The sequence below is a fragment of the Acinetobacter sp. GW821-FHT01C12 genome (assembly GCF_059422625.1).
The window spans coordinates 95,209-110,754 of the sequence record NZ_JBWKXD010000007.1 but is presented as its reverse complement, the minus strand read 5'-3'; the positions used below and the strand labels follow the sequence as shown (position 1 = coordinate 110,754).

17 protein-coding genes and 1 tRNA gene are annotated in these 15,546 nt (G+C 38.7%); 5 read left to right on the top strand and 13 right to left on the bottom strand.

The window, feature by feature from the left end; genetic code table 11:
• Positions 1-14 precede the first annotated feature (14 nt).
• Positions 15-998, top strand: a complete 984-nt coding sequence (locus AC07WY_RS15680) for a mechanosensitive ion channel family protein (protein WP_373868811.1) — start codon at positions 15-17, stop codon at positions 996-998.
• On the opposite strand, the gene AC07WY_RS15675 is transcribed toward AC07WY_RS15680, so the two are convergent.
• The 5 genes from AC07WY_RS15675 to prfB all read right to left on the bottom strand — a co-directional run bounded on the left by AC07WY_RS15675 (position 981) and on the right by prfB (position 6,021).
• Complete coding sequence (locus tag AC07WY_RS15675) at positions 981-1,694, bottom strand: 16S rRNA (uracil(1498)-N(3))-methyltransferase (RefSeq protein WP_056518309.1); 714 nt, start codon at positions 1,692-1,694, stop codon at positions 981-983. The genes AC07WY_RS15680 and AC07WY_RS15675 overlap by 18 nt on opposite strands.
• A 60-nt stretch (positions 1,695-1,754) precedes the next feature.
• Positions 1,755-3,035, bottom strand: coding sequence for a 3-deoxy-D-manno-octulosonic acid transferase (locus AC07WY_RS15670; RefSeq protein ID WP_494736678.1), 1,281 nt, complete (start codon positions 3,033-3,035; stop codon positions 1,755-1,757).
• Positions 3,036-3,388: 353 nt separating this feature from the next.
• Positions 3,389-4,447, bottom strand: a complete 1,059-nt coding sequence (locus AC07WY_RS15665) for an alkene reductase (RefSeq protein WP_494736677.1) — start codon at positions 4,445-4,447, stop codon at positions 3,389-3,391.
• Between the two features lie 38 nt (positions 4,448-4,485).
• Entirely contained in the window at positions 4,486-4,785 is a 300-nt protein-coding gene (locus AC07WY_RS15660) for an ArsR/SmtB family transcription factor (RefSeq protein ID WP_034614967.1), read from the bottom strand.
• Between the two features lie 140 nt (positions 4,786-4,925).
• Positions 4,926-6,021, bottom strand: a protein-coding gene (prfB, locus tag AC07WY_RS15655) for a peptide chain release factor 2 (protein WP_096735380.1) whose coding sequence is annotated in 2 segments (ribosomal slippage) — positions 4,926-5,948 and positions 5,950-6,021 — 1,095 coding nt in all. Because the reading frame shifts where the segments join, the coding sequence is not laid out codon by codon here.
• Positions 6,022-6,196: 175 nt separating this feature from the next.
• Here prfB and AC07WY_RS15650 point away from each other — a divergent pair.
• Both AC07WY_RS15650 and AC07WY_RS15645 read left to right on the top strand, forming a co-directional pair.
• Positions 6,197-7,075 carry a putative porin gene (locus AC07WY_RS15650; protein WP_342590792.1) on the top strand — a complete coding sequence of 293 codons (879 nt, stop codon included), beginning with the start codon at positions 6,197-6,199 and terminating at the stop codon, positions 7,073-7,075.
• Positions 7,076-7,375: 300 nt separating this feature from the next.
• Positions 7,376-8,143: a putative porin gene (locus tag AC07WY_RS15645; protein ID WP_004723476.1), complete on the top strand. Its 768-nt coding sequence runs from the start codon at positions 7,376-7,378 to the stop codon at positions 8,141-8,143.
• 152 nt (positions 8,144-8,295) lie between these two features.
• Here the strand turns inward: AC07WY_RS15645 and AC07WY_RS15640 are convergent, their stop codons facing one another.
• From AC07WY_RS15640 to AC07WY_RS15625, 4 genes are all read right to left on the bottom strand, one after another.
• Positions 8,296-9,216 carry a restriction endonuclease gene (locus AC07WY_RS15640; protein WP_166783560.1) on the bottom strand — a complete coding sequence of 307 codons (921 nt, stop codon included), beginning with the start codon at positions 9,214-9,216 and terminating at the stop codon, positions 8,296-8,298.
• Between the two features lie 155 nt (positions 9,217-9,371).
• Complete coding sequence (gene guaA, locus AC07WY_RS15635) at positions 9,372-10,940, bottom strand: glutamine-hydrolyzing GMP synthase (RefSeq protein ID WP_004823655.1); 1,569 nt, start codon at positions 10,938-10,940, stop codon at positions 9,372-9,374.
• A gap of 120 nt (positions 10,941-11,060) precedes the next feature.
• Positions 11,061-11,687, bottom strand: coding sequence for a hypothetical protein (locus AC07WY_RS15630; RefSeq protein WP_494736676.1), 627 nt, complete (start codon positions 11,685-11,687; stop codon positions 11,061-11,063).
• A gap of 124 nt (positions 11,688-11,811) precedes the next feature.
• Positions 11,812-12,228: a DoxX family protein gene (locus AC07WY_RS15625; RefSeq protein WP_004723480.1), complete on the bottom strand. Its 417-nt coding sequence runs from the start codon at positions 12,226-12,228 to the stop codon at positions 11,812-11,814.
• Between the two features lie 196 nt (positions 12,229-12,424).
• On the opposite strand from AC07WY_RS15625, the gene AC07WY_RS15620 reads away from it, so the two are divergent.
• Entirely contained in the window at positions 12,425-13,075 is a 651-nt protein-coding gene (locus tag AC07WY_RS15620) for a DedA family protein (RefSeq protein WP_151956337.1), read from the top strand.
• 65 nt (positions 13,076-13,140) lie between these two features.
• Here the strand turns inward: AC07WY_RS15620 and AC07WY_RS15615 are convergent, their stop codons facing one another.
• From AC07WY_RS15615 to AC07WY_RS15600, 4 genes are all read right to left on the bottom strand, one after another.
• Positions 13,141-13,554 carry a hypothetical protein gene (locus tag AC07WY_RS15615; RefSeq protein ID WP_004823650.1) on the bottom strand — a complete coding sequence of 138 codons (414 nt, stop codon included), beginning with the start codon at positions 13,552-13,554 and terminating at the stop codon, positions 13,141-13,143.
• A 13-nt stretch (positions 13,555-13,567) separates the two neighbouring features.
• Positions 13,568-14,404 (bottom strand): ParA family protein, encoded by an 837-nt coding sequence (locus AC07WY_RS15610; protein WP_004723483.1) that lies wholly within the window; start codon positions 14,402-14,404, stop codon positions 13,568-13,570.
• Positions 14,405-14,489: 85 nt separating this feature from the next.
• Positions 14,490-14,882 (bottom strand): SirB2 family protein, encoded by a 393-nt coding sequence (locus AC07WY_RS15605; RefSeq protein ID WP_004823649.1) that lies wholly within the window; start codon positions 14,880-14,882, stop codon positions 14,490-14,492.
• A gap of 17 nt (positions 14,883-14,899) precedes the next feature.
• Positions 14,900-15,208 (bottom strand): BolA family protein, encoded by a 309-nt coding sequence (locus AC07WY_RS15600; RefSeq protein ID WP_004723487.1) that lies wholly within the window; start codon positions 15,206-15,208, stop codon positions 14,900-14,902.
• A gap of 217 nt (positions 15,209-15,425) precedes the next feature.
• Between AC07WY_RS15600 and AC07WY_RS15595 the strand changes: the two genes are divergently transcribed.
• Positions 15,426-15,498 (top strand) — tRNA-Gly (locus tag AC07WY_RS15595).
• Positions 15,499-15,546 lie beyond the last annotated feature (48 nt).

The following is a 15,546-nucleotide window of genomic DNA, read 5'->3' as shown; positions in this document are numbered from 1 at the left end:
TTATTTTATTGGACATGATTGTGGCTGAAGAAGCAAATGCATTGAGTACCGTTGCACAAGACACGACTCAATTGATCCATTCTGCAGGTGAAAAAACTGCACAAACAGTGATTCAACATACTGAAAAATATAAAGACGCATACTCAACCATCGACAAGTTTGTCGATGGTTTTTGGGAGCGTATGCCATATTTATGTATTGCGCTGATCGTCATCACTATTTTTTGGTTGCTGTCTAAGCTTTTTAAATTCTTTGTCCGTAGAACACTCGAAAACCGTACCTATACGCGCCAAAATTTAGTTCTGGTACTGAATCGTGTCGGCAGTACCGCAATTATCTTTTTTGGTTTTTTAATTGCCATGGTTATCGCAATTCCAGGCTTTACTCCTGCTCAACTGATGAGTGCTTTGGGGATTGGTTCGGTCGCGATTGGTTTTGCATTTAAAGATATTTTCCAAAATCTACTTTCTGGAATTTTGATTCTTTTGGGTGAACCGTTCAAAATTGGTGATGACATCATTGTCAACAATATGGAAGGTACTGTCGAAGATATTCAAATTCGTGCAACTTTTTTACGTTCCCCTGATGGACGACGTATCGTGATTCCAAATGCAACTGTGTATACCAGCGCCGTGACGGTAAATACCGCTTACCAACGCCGTCGTTGTGAGTTTGTGGTTGGGATTGGTTATGAAGACGATGTACAGAAAGCCAAAGACATTATTCTTAAATTACTTGATAAAGATCAACGTATTTTAAGCCAGCCGGGCTTTACTGTGAATGTTTCTGCTTTGGCGGATTTCTCTGTCAATTTAACCGTTCGTTGGTGGGTAGATACCACGCAAGTGGTTACAGCGGCTTCGATCAGTGAAATTCAAGAACGTGTGCTAGAAGCCTTTGCGGATAATAATATTTCGATTCCTTATCCTGTTCAGGAAGTCAAAGTTTACCGCGGTGATCCATCAGCAGATGACATCGAATCAGCTCGTGCTAAATAAGCGCCCCAATACATAAGGGATCGCGGTTTCAGTACGTAAAATACGGTTGCCTAAGCTCACTGCTTGGCAGCCGTTTTTTATCAGTAAATCTACCTCATAAGGTATAAAACCCCCTTCAGGTCCAATGATCACAGTACATGAATGATCGATAGCAAATGGCATTTTCTGTTCAGTATACGGATGCGCCACATAAGCAGGATTTTGTGGCGTAATGAAGCTAGGTAAGACATCTTCAACAAAAGGCTTAAAGCGTTTGTATAGCTCAATTTGGGGCGCGATGGTATCTCCCGCCTGTTCTAATCCCAAGGTGATGTAATGATCAATTTGCTGTAAAAAAGGGCTTTGCCAATAACTTTTATCGACTCGATAACTATGAATCAAAATTAATTTTTCGACCCCCAGTGTCACTGCATCCATAATTAAGCGGCGTAACACTTTGGGACGTGGTAATGCCACAATTAAAGTTACAGGCAATTTTGCAGGAACAGGCTCTTCTTGAATCGGTCGAAGTAAAATCGTATGTTCTGAAATATCAACAATTTCAGTTAAATAACGACTGGCACCCCGAACGCCAACCTTAAGCGTATCTCCAACTTTGGCAGCAAGATGCGTGTGCAAATGTTCAACTTGCCTTTTTGAACTGATTGTCCAAGTTTCAGCTTGTGTTTGACGAGGATCAAGAAGGACGATATTCATAAAAAATTCTGGTTCGTTTTATTTTTAGCTGATGGTGTTTATTCATCAGCTATGTATAAATTATAAATACTGATCAATCACTGCAATATGTTTGTTTAAAGAACCCTGATTACGCTTTAAAACATCAATCGCATGCTGGCTTAATTGCTGGGCAAAAGCTTGATCTTCCAAACAGCGCACCAACAACTGAACCACCTCATCAACAGTTTGCCCTACTTTTAATGCATCTGCCTGTAAGAACTCATCCACAATGGCTTGAAAATTAAAATAATGCGGTCCAATCACAGTGGGTACATCTAAAACCATAGCTTCTAAAATATTATGCCCACCACCAGGTTCATTTAACGACCCGCCAACAAAACATGCTTGACTCAATGCATACCACAGCCACATTTCACCCATACTGTCTGCCAAATAGACTTGGGTATTCGACTCGATTGCTTGCTCTAAACTACGGCGCTGTGTTGTTAAATTTAAACTTTGTGCAGCAGCAAAAACCTCATCAAAACGTTCAGGATGGCGCGGGACAACGATCAACAACCAATCTGGATATTGTTCTAAATAGGTTTTAAATGCGAGAAATAATTTTTCTTCTTCAGGTGCGTGTGTACTGGCGATAGTAATGATTTTTCGATTTTCTAAGTTCCAGTCCTGCTGCAACTGTTGTGCTTTATGAATAAATTGTTCAGGTGCAGAAATATCAAATTTAATACTTCCAAGTACTTGTGTTTTATCTTGCGGCATACCCAGATCAATAAAGCGCTGCTGTGTTGCAATATCTTGCGCCAATAACTGATCTAATTTCTGTAGCATTGGACGGGTCAGGCTTGGAACTTTGGCATAGCCTTTGGCAGATTTTTCCGAAAGCCGTGCATTCACTAAAATACAAGGCACTTTAAACTGTTTAGCTTGGTCAATAAGATTTGGCCATAGTTCAGTTTCAACCAAAATCAATAATTTGGGTTGGTATTTCTGATAAAAATCAGCAACTAAATAGCACTGATCAGCAGGCAAATATACTGCTTGAAATAATGCTTGATAAGGTATTTTTAAGAATAATGATTTGGCTCGCGCTTGCCCTGTTTTTGTCGTATTGGTGACTAAAACAGTATGACCTGCTTTTAAATAATGTTCGATTAAAGGCTGAGCCGCATTGGTTTCTCCGACTGAAACACAATGAAACCAAATGGCATGCTGATTCTTTACATCTTGAAAGGGACCAAACCGCTCAAGACATTCTTGTTGATATTCTGCGCTATCTTTCGCACGTTTTTTGATACGCCATTGATACAAAGGCTTAACGATTTTAAGTGCTGTGTTATACCAAAAAGGAGTAGCCAAACAGAATGTCTCAATATAGATGAATGGGCAAATATAACAGAGCCATATTCAGTTGTTAATGAATAATATTTAACGATTTGTTGTCAGTATGGTAGTCGACTTCATGCTAGAGCAAATCTGATCCATCAACCAGCAACAACAGTACTGGCAAAGCTTGGCTTCACAAGGATGAAAAACGCTTATTGGTTAAGAGGTAGTGTTATACGCCTTAATCAATGGCGATATCCATGCCATCGTATAATAGATATGCCTTGTAAGATTCAACGATACAAAAAGAAAAATGGTTAAATTTATCTGAGTTGTGGATGTGAATGAGTATTCCATTCACATCCAGAGAAAATACAGTCTTTGTTTTATCCTAAAGCAGGATAATCAATATAGCCTTCCGCAGTTTGTGAACCAATCATATTTTCAAACACCAATTCATTTAAAGGTGCGTCTTGAATTAGACGTTCATACAAATCAGGATTAGCAATATAAGCCTTACCAAAAGACACCGCATCTGCTTGACCTGATGCCAAGAGTTTGATGGCATCTTCACGGCTTAAACGCATATTGGCAATATAAGGCACACCATTTGAACGTTGTTTCATATATTCACTGATACTGTCATCGGCTAAATATTCACGTGTAAAGAAGAACGCAATTTTACGTTTACCTAATTGTTCCAAGACATAACCAAAGGTTTCACGTGGATCAGCATCCCCCATATCATGCTCATCGCCACGAGGCGCTAAATGTATGCCCACACGGCCTGCGCCCCATACTTCAATTAAAGCATCCATGACTTCAAGTAAAAGACGTGCACGGTTTTCAACAGAACCACCATATTCGTCTTCACGATGATTAGTTGAGCTTTGTAAGAACTGATCAATCAGATAGCCATTGGCAGCATGTAATTCAACACCATCAAAACCAGCCGCCTTGGCTTTAATTGCAGCCTGTTTAAACTGTTCAGTGATGGTGTGAATTTCAGAAATTTCCAAAGGGCGTGGCACAACATAGTCACGTTTTGGACGTAATAAGCTGACTTGTCCTGCTTGTTGTATTGCACTTGCAGATACAGGTGTTTCACCATCGAGTAAATCTGGATGAGAGACACGTCCCACATGCCATAACTGCGCCACAATCAAGCCACCTTGATCATGAACCGCTTGGGTTACAGACTTCCAACCTTCAACTTGTGCATCAGTAAATAGCCCTGGTGTATTTAAATAACCATTGGCTTGTTCAGAAATCACTGTTGCTTCAGTAATGATTAAACCCGCACTGGCACGCTGTGCATAGTGCTCAGCCATGATTGCCGTGGGTACCCGATCAGTGGTAGCACGGCTACGGGTTAAAGGCGCCATTACGACACGATTTTTTAAATGTAAATCGCCAAGTACAAGGGGAGAGTTAAGTTCAGCCATATTTGCCTCATCACTCGCTTTCTGATTGAAATCAGGCGTTAAAGCGAGTTTTGTAGATAATCAATATATTGCTGAATTAAAGCTTCATTACGCGAGAAATATGACCATTGACCATACTTCTCGGCCTGAATTAATCCTGACTGTTGCAAAACAGACAAATGATTTGACATCGTAGATTGAGAGACATTACCGAGCTTCTCGATATTCCCTGCACACACACCACGACCAAAGCCACCGCACTGCTCTTCCGACAAATATTGTTGTGGCTTTTTGAGCCATTCCAAAATCTGTCGGCGAGTCGGATTCGCTAATGCTTTAGAAATTAAATCAATATCCATCTTAGACACATTCAATTCAGAGCAAAGCTCCATTCAGCATCTTTGCACCCAATATATCGCATTTTTTCGATTTTAATATCGATTTTTTTAGATATATTGCAAAAATACGGATAAAGCTTTGCTTTTGTTAAAAATTTAAATTAAAGACCTTGTTTTAAGCTGGCTTCAATAAATTTATCTAGATCGCCATCCAATACTGCACCCGTGTTCGAGTTCTCAACACCAGTACGCAAATCTTTAATACGAGAGTCATCCAGTACATATGAACGAATCTGACTGCCCCAGCCGATATCCGATTTTGAATCTTCAAGTGCTTGAGCAGCTTCATTACGTTTACTCATTTCCAATTCGTACAATTTTGCACGTAATTGTTTCCAAGCATGATCACGGTTTGCATGTTGTGAACGCTGGTTCTGGCATGCCACCACAATCCCAGTGGGTGCGTGAGTCAAACGTACCGCTGAGTCGGTTTTGTTAATATGCTGACCGCCTGCACCAGATGCACGATATGTATCTGTACGCACGTCAGCAGGATTAATATCAATTTCAATATTATCGTCCACTTCAGGCGATACAAATACTGCCGAGAATGAGGTATGACGGCGATTACCTGAGTCAAATGGTGACTTACGTACTAAACGGTGTACCCCAGATTCGGTACGTAACCAACCATAAGCATACTCGCCTTCAACACGGATTGTTGCAGATTTAATCCCAGCAACATCACCATCTGATTCTTCCATCAATTCTGCTTTAAAGCCATGACGTTCGATCCAACGCATATACATACGTAACAGCATTGAAGCCCAATCTTGTGCTTCTGTACCGCCTGAACCAGCTTGAATTTCCACATAACATGGATTTGGGTCCATTGGATTACTAAACATACGACGGAATTCAAGTTTTGCTAACTCTTCTTCCGCTGCAGTCAATTCCGACTGAACATCTGCCAATAAGCTTTCATCATCTGCTTCAACAGCAAGATCAAGCATGGCTTGTGCATCATCAAGCTGTGTCGCCAAGCCTTCTAAAACGTTGATCACGTTTTCAAGCTCGCCTTTTTCTTTTGCCATCGCCTGAGCACGGCTTTGATCATTCCAGATCGCTGGATCTTCTAACTCGCGGAGAACCTCTTCTAAACGCTCTTTCTTTAGATCGTAGTCAAAGATACCCCCGTAGTGTTAGACCACGGTCATTTAAGTCTTTTAGCTGAACTAGATAAGGATTAATTTCCACGAGTTTTAATCTCACATTTGACGTCTTTTAATTCGAACGCATTCTACCACAGAGTGGAAAAAGTTGAGATATGGCATTTTTTAGACAACACAATTGACTACAGTGTAGTTTTTGTGAACAGTGTTGTTGTTTTGTAACAAAGCTCTAACCTTACAACACCACAAAAAAATTTAGGATACTTATGAAACAATCTCTTTTATTTTTCGCTTTAACCGCAATCAGCTGTTCTAGTTTTGCCTACAATGTGCAATTTGATGCTGGGTTTAGATCTTTTGATCATGATAACAATTACATTGATCAAGACTATCAAGCCGATATTAAAGGCAAATACTATTTTGATCCTGTACAAATCAAAAACAACCCATTGAATGAGGCAGCATTTTTAGGCCGTAATAGCAATGTCTATGGTGGTTACGCTTATCGTACTATCGAAAGTCAGGACTACTTAACCTATGATCCTTTATCTACAAGCACATTTTATGAGCTTGCTCGAGCAAAAGATGAAAAAGATCTTCATTACTTTACAGGTGGCTTAGAATATTTTCATGAACAATTCTATCTCAATGGTGAGATTGGGCTTGGCATAGTCAAAATAAAAAGCAACATAGATTCAAATTATGGTTCAGTTCGTTATAAAAATGATTATAACGTCACCACTTATCGCGCATTGGTGGGCTATATGCCGATCAGCAATTTGCTCATTGCAGCAGGTGTCGATGGTTTCAGTGGTGATAAATATCTTGATGATGAAACGGATTTTGCCGCTAAAATTAAATATGTAATGCCAATTGGTCAAAATGGACATTATTTAAATCTTGAAGCGAATGGGGTGTTTGGCGATGAGAATAATGTTATCTTTGCTGCAGATTACTATTTGACCCATGCTTTCAGTATCGGCAGTGCATATAGTTTAAAAGATGATGATGAAAGCAATAATAATTTCCTCTGGTTCCGTAGCAAATACTTTGTGAATGAAAATGTTGCTATTGGTGCCGAAGCAGGTTTTAGCAGTGGTATGAATCTTTATAATGTGAATGGAACTTTCCGTTTTTAAGCACTTAGAAAGCCAAAAAACTTTGAGGCATTTCCTTTCTGAAATGCCTTTTTTATTACAAATTATGTCCAGCTCTTACTCAAAGTGTACCAATATCCATACTATCTACACAATCTTAATAAAACAACACATAAGTTTTATTTGTTTATTTTTAATATCTTAAGTTAATATTCTTACATAAACTCACTAATATTACATTCCAGTTACTATAGCGTGGTTGACGATTTTTATATTTGCCCTAGACTCGAAATTGTAACCAAACATGTATAAATCAATCAATTCTTCATAGGGGCGAATTCCATGAAAAAATTAGCAATCGCATCTGCAATCTTTTCCGTAGCCGCTTTAACTGGCACTGCACATGCTTACCAAGCCGAAGTTGGTGGTTCATATACATATAATGATCCAGATAATTTTGATGCAACTCATAGCTTTGGTGTAGATGGTACTTATTATTTCAAACCAGTACAAACTCGTAATTCACCGCTTAATGAGGCTGCGTTCTTAGATCGCGCAAGTAATGTAAAAGCCAATGTAAATTATGCCAAGAATGATGGTGTAAAAGACAGCCAATATGGTGCGGGTCTTGAATACTATGTACCTAACTCAGACTTCTATGTAAGTGGTCGTGTAGGTCGTGATGAACTTGAAGTTGATAACACCAACATCGACAATAAAGTAACGACTTATGGCGCTGAAGTAGGTTATTTACCAGCTCCTGGTTTATTACTTGCACTTGGTGTAACGGGTTATGATGTTAAAAATGGTGATGACGGCGCAGACCCAACTGTTCGTGCTAAATATGTAACCAAAGTAGGTCAATATGACGCTAACTTTGAAGCTTTTGGTGCATTCGGCGACTTGGATGAGTACAAAGTACGTGGTGACTTGTATTTAGATAAGACCTTAAGTGTAGGTGCTGACTACTACAACAATGATTTAACTGATCGTGATGAATGGGGTATTTCTGCGAAGAAATTCTTTAATCAAAACGTTAGCTTAGAAGGTCGTGTAGGTTTTGGTGATGACTACAACACTTACGGCGTTCGTGCAGGATACCGTTTCTAAGTTTAAATCCAATTAGCAATCGCTCTTTTGGAGCAACAAAAGCCAGTCAGTTGACTGGCTTTTTTATATCTGTATACATCATTAAGATTAAGTAAATACGTTTTATTAAATTTGTAGTAAATGTCAGAATATTAAAATTCTTTTAAACACTTCTAAAAATTGTCTTCATCAAACCGATCTTGATCTATCTTATAAATATTAAAGCTTCTTTCAACCTGAACACCTAAACCAAATTCAATCATTAAAGAAGTCAATTTATCTCCATCAATTAAAACAATTCCCGATTTCTTTGCAGATTCAACAGCCTCCTTACTAAAATTTGAGGTTGTAATAAACACCCCTTTTTTTGCGACTTGATCTGCTAAAGCGCCTTTAAATTGTTGAATATCTGGTCGTCCAACAGTGTTTTTCCAACGTTTGGCTTGAATATAAATTTTATCTAGACCTAAACGATCTTCACTAATAATTCCATCAATCCCACCGTCACTTGTTTTACCAATGGCTTGGGCCGCATCTTGATGTGAGCCGCCATAGCCCATAGCAACCAGTAAATCGACAACTAATCTTTCAAAAAAATATGGATTTTTTGTCTGAATCAAATTCAATAAATCATCTTTTAAATTGGTAAGTAGCATTTCATTAATTCTTTGTAATGATTCCTCAGGTGTTTCAATATCATCATTTTCTTCAATACAAATAATCTTTTCTTTATTCTGCCTTATTTTTGTTGGAACCTTGAACTCACGAAAACTTTCATAACGCATTAAAAAATTATTATCTATTTTATCTAATATATTTAAATCTAATTTTTTCGCTTCTTCAGATAATTCACACATCCCCCAATCAGGCTGATTAACTAAGCCTGCTTTAACCAAATATGTTTTGGCCCATCCCACACGATCATAAAAAACTGTTCTTTTCCCACTCGGAATCATTTGATTTAATTCATCTGTAGTCAAATTTGATTGTTCTGCCAACAATTTACCAACTTGACTAATTTGGATCGCTTGCCCTTGCGTATTGAGGAGTTTCAATAGTGGTAGCATTAATTCCTGATGATTAGGCAAAGACATTCTATTTCTCTTAATATTTTTTGCTTTAAATAATTCAAGTATAAAAGAAAAAGAGCGCCTAAGCGCTCTTTTTAAAAGTAATGTATCGAATTCTACCGCGGGCATAGCCCTTGGCGTAATTCAGGCAAGAAGCTTCGCTTCTTGAAATCCCTGAATTACTCCCATTCAATTGTTGCTGGTGGTTTAGAAGAAACGTCATACACCACACGAGAAACATCTTTAATTTCATTCATGATACGTGTTGAGATTTTATCCACCAACTCATATGGAAGATGGGCAAAACGAGCTGTCATAAAGTCAACCGTTTCCACGGCACGAAGTGCAATGACCCATGCATAACGACGGCCATCACCCACGACACCCACCGATTTTACTGGTTGGAATACTGCAAATGCTTGAGCAGTTTTGTCATACCAACCACTTGCACGAAGCTCTTGCATAAAGATGTCATCAGCAAGACGAAGAATATCAGCATATTCTTTTTTCACTTCACCCAAGATACGTACGCCCAAACCTGGACCAGGGAATGGATGACGATAAAGCATTTCATGTGGTAAACCTAAAGTTGTACCTAAACGACGTACTTCATCTTTAAATAGGTCACGAATTGGCTCAACCAATTCAAATGCTAAATCTTCAGGTAAACCACCCACGTTATGGTGTGATTTAATCACATGCGCTTTACCATTTTTTGTTGCCGCAGACTCAATCACGTCAGGGTAAATCGTACCTTGCGCAAGGAAGTTTACGCCATCAAGCTTACGCGCTTCTTCAGCAAAAACTTCGATAAATTCACGACCAATGATTTTACGTTTTTTCTCAGGATCAACTTCGCCTGCAAGTGCAGATAAGAAACGCTCTTCTGCATCAGCACGAATCACACGGATCCCCATGTTTTTCGCAAACATATCCATCACTTGCTCACCTTCGTTTAAACGAAGTAAGCCATTGTCTACGAATACACAAGTCAGTTGGTCACCAATTGCTTTATGCAACAATGCTGCAACTACAGATGAGTCAACACCACCTGAAAGACCTAAAAGAACTTTTTGATCACCAATTTGTTCACGTAATTGTTCAACACGTAAATCAATAATGTTTTCAGAATTCCAAAGATTACGGCAACCACAAATGCTGTGAACGAAGTTAGACAGTAACTCTGCGCCTTTGGCAGTATGTGTCACTTCTGGGTGGAATTGCACCCCGTAGAAACGGCGCGTTTCATCACTCACGGCAGCAAATGGGCAGCTTGGTGTGCTTGCAGTCACTTTAAAACCTGCTGGAATCGCAGAAACTTTGTCACCGTGGCTCATCCAAACATTGAGTTTGTCATCACCATCATTTAAATCACCAAGCAATTGATCACGTACTAAAACGTCAACTGCTGCATAACCAAATTCATGTACAGTACCTGGCTCTACTTTACCGCCAAGTTGTTCTGACATGGTTTGCAGACCATAGCAGATCCCCAATACAGGTACACCCAAGTTGAACACAACTTCTGGCGCACGTGGACTACCTTCCTCATGCACACTTTCAGGACCACCAGACAAGATGATACCGTTCGGATTAAACGCGCGAATGTCTTCTTCAGACATATCAAAAGCATACATTTCAGAATATACACCAGCTTCACGTACACGGCGTGCAATAAGCTGGCTATATTGAGAACCGAAATCCAAGATAAGGATACGATCTTCAGTAATTTGAGTATTGGTAGTCATGAGTCAACAACTATGCAGGCAAACGAATATAAGCGCCATATTCTATCATTTTTATAAGCCGTACGCACTCCATTCAATCAAGTTCCTTAGCTTTGTAAAAAATCATTTTAAATAATCAGCTTATAGGTTCATTTTGGCTTTAATGATGCTCATCAGTTCATTGGGGGTCATACAACGATTTAAAAAATCTTCTAAGGAGCCTTCATGGATCACCTCTGTAAAAAACACCTCATGATCTGTGCCAAATAATGTTGGATTTTCAGGGTCTGGATCAGACAAGCAGATATAATACCGATCAGGGAAACTATAACGATAAAACAACTGTAGAAAATCAGGTTTTGGATTTTGGGTCAGTTGGATCACTGCTTTGAAATCAATATCATCCTCTAAAAAATCACGGTTCCATTCATCAAAATCAGCTGTACCAGCTTGATATGGAGTAAAGCGCACAGCTTGCCAAAAGGTTTGCCCACGCCCTTCTTCTGTTAATTGGTAATACTCTTGAATCAACTGATTAAAAAATCCATCTGGATTTAGGTCTAGCTCGGCTTGATGTTGATCAATATAGTCACCCAAGCCATAAATCGGTTCTTGATCATCGGCTGCCGCCCAAGGTGTATCCTGAGGCCGTTCATATAAAACAGTATTAAAGGAGATAGCGCATAGATCATCAACCCATGACACACCTTTGACTTGATCAATATTTCCGCCCAGTGCTTTTATTCTGTCTAGAATTTCTTTTTTCATTGTTAAAACTGAATTGAATATTTTTAGATAGCATAAACCAATTGATCCATTCGAATAGTGCTAAATGAACACACAAAAAAGCCAGATACAGATCTGGCTTTTCAAAGCTTTATTTATGTTTAAATTATTTTTCTATTAGATGATCAAGACTCAATTTCCCTGCACCATGCAACATCAAGAAAAATAAACCACCTGCCATTGCGAAGTTTTTCATAAAGTTAATTGCATCTGCTTCACCACCATGAAATAGGAATGCAGTAATCAAACTAAATACGCCCAAACCAAATGCTGCAAAGCGTGCCTGAAAACCAAATAGCAATGCCAGACCACCACCGAACTCAACCAGAATGGTTAAAGGTAACATGGCACCTGGTACACCCATTGATTCCATATAACCGACAGTTGCGCTGTAAGCCGTGATTTTGCCCCAACCAGCAACAAGAAAGATATATGCCATAAGAATACGCGCAATCAATGCTATGCTCGCATTGGCGGTGGGTTGATTCACAATATTTTTAACAACAACATTTGGATTAAACATGGTGTGACCTAATTTGTATTTCGTTCTGAAGATGTATATATATTAATCACTAAACATTTCAAGTTAAATACTTAAAAACTAAACTCATCGTTGCAAATTAAGAACAATAATAAGTTTTAAAAAATTACTTTTTAATACTGACTTTCATAACTCACACTGCTAGGATTTGTGCACCAATTCGCATAGTTTCTGCCTTATGGATCTGATTGACTTTATTTTGCACGTAGACGAACACCTGTTTGAATTTATTAGAAATTATGGTATCTGGGTATATGGAATTTTATTCCTGATTATTTTTGTTGAAACAGGTCTCGTGGTGATGCCATTCCTGCCTGGGGATAGCTTACTTTTTGCTGCCGGCGCTTTAGCTGCTTCGACGGGTGCAATGGATCCTGTGGTTTTAATCACTCTGCTATTTATTGCAGCAGTGCTCGGCGATACCCTCAATTATCATATCGGGAAATATGTCGGACCGCGTGTTTTTGAAATTGATTCTAAATTTATCAACAAACAACACTTGCTGAAAACCTCACAGTTTTTTGAAAAGCATGGTGGAAAAACCATTATCTTTGCCCGTTTTATCCCTTTTGCCCGTACTTTTGCACCCTTTGTTGCAGGTGCAGGAAGCATGAATTATAAATATTTCTTAACCTATAATGCAGTCGGTGCAATTTGCTGGGTTGGCTCGTTTATTACCTTGGGTTATTTATTCGGGAATATGCCAATTGTGAAAGATAATTTCACCCATTTGGTTTTCGGTATCATTATTCTCAGCGTGTTACCTGGTGTGATTGGTTATATACGTCATAAATTTTTTAATAAAAATAAAATGCCAAACAGTCAATAAACAGCATGTTTAAAAATGATAAAAAAGCCGATTTCTAAAATCGGCTTTTTTATGGGTAAAACCCGTTATTTTTTGACTTCCTGACGTTTAGGAACATAAGGACAATTTTTAAATTGAGCCGCCTGAGACAAGGCATCTTGCTCACCATACAGTCGGGAAAGCTCAGTATTTTTGGTATTTGAAGATTGCCCTAAGTTTACAGAAATACTTGGACCAATCCCCCAACCCCAGCCACCGCTGCCCCAACCACCACCAACACCTAATCCAACACCCACGCCTGTACGTTTCGCAGGTTGTACACCATTATTAATGTATTGCTGAATACGATTAAATTCTGTCGTCAATTGCAAACAGTTCATCGCCTGATACTGCGTAGGCGACACATAAGTGGGTTTAACCGTCGTCGTACAAGCAGATACGACAAGCGCCGTTAAGGCAACGACTGATAATTTAACAGAAGTCATTTTCAATGATTTCATCACGATCTCGAAATTATTTTTTATCAATCTCATTGAACAATGATTGATAGGCTTGAGTCAATTTATGATCTGTAGCCAAATGAATTAATGGCAGATTTTTATGATGCGATTCTTTCATTAATACAGAAGGTGGCAACATATTTTCTAAAACTGGTAAACCTTCATCTTTAAGCTGTTGGACCACTTCGCGTGGTAATTTTGCCTGAGCTTGATATTGATTGACCACAATGCCTTCGATTTCAAGTCGATCATTATGATCATCTTGAGTTTCAATGACATTTTGAATAAGCGTCTGTAATGCACGTTTTGAAAATACATCACAATCAAACGGAATCAGAACACGATCCGCTGAGATCAGTGCCGATAAGGTAAAAAAGTTAAATGCTGGCGGTGTATCAATATAAATACGCTCATATTGACTGGTTAAGGTCTGAATCGCATCACGTAACTTATAAATTTTATGTTTTGATTCTAACGCATGTTCTAACTCGCCTAAGCTCGGGCTGGCGGGTAATACATCCAAATCTTTAAAAGGTGAACGATGAATATATTGCTCAAAACCTTTATTTTTTGTTTTTAAAAGGCTACCAATGGCATTGCCAATCAATCCTTTTTGTTGATGATTTCCAAGTACGTCATTAAAAAAGTTTTCAATATTCGGCTCTAATGCAGTTTTTTCAGCAGAATAGGTGGCGTCATCACCCAAAAGATATTGGCTAGAATTTGCTTGAGGATCTAAATCAATCACCAATGTTTTAAAACCTTGATACGCACTAATCGCAGCAAGATTCACCGTAATACTTGATTTTCCTACACCGCCTTTTTGGTTAAATACCACACGAGTTAGCATACAAGTTCCCTAAGCTATCATTATTTTTAAACTTGTATCTAGTTTAACCTAGACGCTATACAAGTGTGAAATTCATGTCTAACAATCAACTAAAAACTGGTTTAAGCACGACCAAAACTAAAGTTGCAAACAAAGCAATTCCACCAATCACTAAACCTGCTCTGCGTTGTGTTAAAAGAACGGTATCATCCTTTTTATAGGCTTTTATTTGTGAGGAAAGGAAAACCATAAACAAAATAATTTTCGCATAGAACCAAGGCTGCACTTTAAACTCATTCATAATCAATAAAGTTAGCCCTGTAAATATAACCACCGTGAGGGAAAGATGTTGCAAGGCAACAAAAGCCACCCGCCCTTTAGGATTCGGCTGCTGGTTGTGTGTTCCAATAAATAATGTTGAAGCGCGTAAAACAAAGACCAGGATTAATAACCCAACACTGGTCATATGAATGATTTTGATCAGTAAATGTGTATCCATTTTAATTACTCTGCACTTTATACTTTAGGTGCATGAGCGCAGTCTGGACTTGCTGGGGCTTGACCTTGCCACTCACTAGGAAGATAAGCATGGATGGCTAAGGCATGAATTTTTCCAGGGCTGAGTAAGGCCTTGGCTTCTGCGTACACTTTTTGGTGGCGTTGTACCAACCGTAACCCTGCAAATTGTTCACTGACAATGATCACTTTAAAATGCGACTCTTTTCCAGGAAAATACCCGCCATGACCAGCAGACTCATTGATCACTTCTAAATGTGATGGCTCAAGTTGATTTAAACTTTCAATCAATTGTTGTTCTAAACTCATACAGATTCCTTAGAGATCGATCAATGGGTGAATGACATAGTATAGCGGATTCTTTGAGCATCGCTGTGTGTTCAGCAAAGCTTTTGCTGTTCGATTTGATTTTTTAAATTAAATTTTGAAGTTTTTTTCATAAAAATGTCTTTATTTTATGCAATTAGTATTTTCCTTTGCAGAAAAATCTTGACCCTACCATCTGTTGATGTATTATACACCGCATGCGGGAATAGCTCAGTTGGTAGAGCATAACCTTGCCAAGGTTGGGGTCGGGAGTTCGAGTCTCCTTTCCCGCTCAAATTTTTTTATTCAGTTTTTTATTTAAAAAATTGGACAGACTCCGC